This window comes from Rhodoferax sp. GW821-FHT10B06 (assembly GCF_059415605.1).
The window spans coordinates 1-1,179 of sequence record NZ_JBWKNO010000041.1; the positions used below are offsets into that span (position 1 = coordinate 1).

Genomic DNA, 1,179 nt, shown 5'->3' on the forward strand with positions numbered 1-1,179 from the left:
TTCTGTTCTTTCCCATCCCGCGTCAAACGCACGATGTGCATTTGACGATGACACGCTTTTGTTAGCCGCTCTTAGTGGACGGCGAAGTGGTCCGCTGCAGCAAAGGGTAAGCGGCGGATGTACTCTCAGTGCTGGAATTCACCCAAGCTCTAGAAGACTGTTGACGGACTGCTCAAGCATTTCTATCAACTCAGGATCCATGAACTTATATTCGTCTGGAATATCCAGTACATGGATCGACTTATGGTCGAGTAGCCTGGTGAACTCGGCCATGAGCCTGGACTTGTGCTTTTCCTCCATGACGAGGATGACGTTGGCCCATCGAATGTCTTCGATTGACACCTTATGGCGGGCATTGGGACTTGTGCCTGCCGAGCGAGTTGCGACTTTTGGGTGCTTTCGCCAGACTTGTTCAGCGGTTGGGCTACGCCATTGATTTCTGCTGCAGATAAACAGCACTTTGAGTTTGTCGTTCAACTTCGACATGCCCTCTTCTTGTATGAGCTGCTTTTCTGTTGTTCGTGGGTAGTCGATCCCAAGCTGTCGGGCACGAGCAAGCTTAACGGAACGCGTGTACAGGTTCTTCCATTGCTTTTCTCGCGGGAAATCATCTTTGCTCGCCATGGCAGAGACCTTTTTGGAGCCTAACGAGGCTGTAAAAACTATCACATACTTGCTGACAACACGATTTTGGGAGTATGCGAACCTTTCGCTTGCGTGTGTGCTCGGTATAAAAGTTTTATAGGCACCGTGCGCTGAGCATTGATCCACTATAGCCCGGAGTAACCGATCGGTTTCCGCCCCGTAAGCCGTCTATCCCTCAAAAAGGTGGAACCACCAAGGGCTCTTTTTTTTATAGCTTTTGCGCAGGTTGAATTTGCGCTGGAGCCAGTTTTTATTTGAAGATTTATGTGTGGTCTGGGGTAGTGCAGATGGCACGTGGCGTCTATGCGATCGCTGGCCGGGATGTGCGCCCGGCGGCGCAGTAACTTTTCTTTTACGCAAAAGAAAAGTCACCAAAAGAAAGGCGCCCCCACTGTCTGCGCCCCGTCGCTATCGCACTGGGAAACCTGCGGTGCTCGCTTTGGGCGGGGTCTGGCTAAACTCGCTTCGCTTGTATGTTTAAGACGTCGGGTTCAAAAACTTGTATGTTGATGGTGTCGGGGTGGAGAGACCCGC

General features: G+C 51.2%; 1 protein-coding gene. It reads right to left on the minus strand.

Going from position 1 to position 1,179, the window contains the following annotated elements; translation table 11 throughout:
• Positions 1–138 precede the first annotated feature (138 nt).
• Positions 139–624 carry a low molecular weight protein tyrosine phosphatase family protein gene (locus AC07O2_RS25950; RefSeq protein WP_495234994.1) on the minus strand — a complete coding sequence of 162 codons (486 nt, stop codon included), beginning with the start codon at positions 622–624 and terminating at the stop codon, positions 139–141.
• Positions 625–1,179: the final 555 nt, after the last annotated feature.